The following is a 1,318-nucleotide window of genomic DNA, read 5'->3' on the forward strand; positions in this document are numbered from 1 at the left end:
TGCATCGCTCTGCGAATATCGTCGGCAAGTGCATCAAACTTATCGAGATGAACAAGCTCATGGAGGATTTCTTTCTGCGACATCATCAAACGTCGACTTGAACGCAAAGCAACGAGTTTTCTATAGAACTCAGCGTGATCTTGTTGTGTTTGATCACCAATATCATTCAGAGATGACTCAGCATCTTCATTGCGTTCATGCGCTAGTAAATGTTGTTTTGCGCGAACTAACTGATGCCGTATTACTTTTTCACTGCTCTGTACTAAAGAACTGATATCAGAAATAGCTGAGCTGTAGAGTAAACGTTCACGCTCGTTAACCAACTGCTCTATCAACAAGTTTTCAAATTTTTGGAGGCCACTTTTCTGACCTAGCGCATCATCTTGTTTTACTTTTGCATGTAATGCTTTCTTTGCTGAAACTGGCAACACATGCTCTGCGGCAATACCAAGCTTTCTAGCAGTATCCTGCTTCACTGACTCAATCGCTGCAGCCGTATACGTCTCGCCCTGTAAGTCGTCCCACAAGACATCAATTTTATTCAATAAGGCATAACAGTATTTTTCTGAAGCCTCTCCGTTCGGAGAGATATATTGATTCCAAATCGCCATATCGCTCGCAGTTACACCAGCATCAGCTGAAAGCAAAAACACAACCGCTTGTGCATTTGGAATCATACTCACTGTCAACTCAGGCTCCGAACCCAACGCGTTTAATCCCGGAGTATCTAAAATACGCACACCTTGTTGTAGCAAAGGATGCTTTAGACTGAGCTGCGCATGACGCCATCGAGGAATAATAACCTTCTCGGGGTTTTCAAGATCTTGCTCTTGCATTGATTCTTCAAACCCCAAGGCAAGCGCTTCGTCTTTACTAACTGACACAACCTCAGCCACGCATTCTAATATCTTACTGGTGTCATCTTGTGATAGCTCATCTAATTTATATGATTCCCATAGCTCCGTTTTTTGCTTCATTTCTGTAATAGTGAGATTCAGACGACGGCTCTCGATAGGCAATAAACGCAAATAGGAACGCTTAACTCGGCGATCATAAAATAATTCTGTGGGGCACATTGTTGTACGCCCCGCTTTAGAAGGAAGAATTCGTTGGAAATTTTCTGTATGAAGGAGCGCGTTAATTAATTCCGNTTTACCACGGGAAAATTCACCTACAAGTGCCAAAGTTAGCTCATCCTCTTGCAGTTCCAAGCAAGTACGAGCTAGACGTTTAATAACATCTTCTGAAGCAGCACCGTTTTCTGAAAGCCACGAACAGTATGTTTGAATCTGCTCAAGTAAACCTTGTTTCCAAGCGT

At 42.7% G+C, this 1,318-nt stretch carries 1 protein-coding gene; it reads right to left on the reverse strand.

Annotated features, from left to right (window positions below; all coding sequences use genetic code 11):
• On the reverse strand, positions 1–1,318 hold a 1,318-nt coding region (locus A3762_RS16920), incomplete at both ends, for a dynamin family protein (RefSeq protein ID WP_068756745.1).

Source organism: Oleiphilus sp. HI0125 (assembly GCF_001635355.1).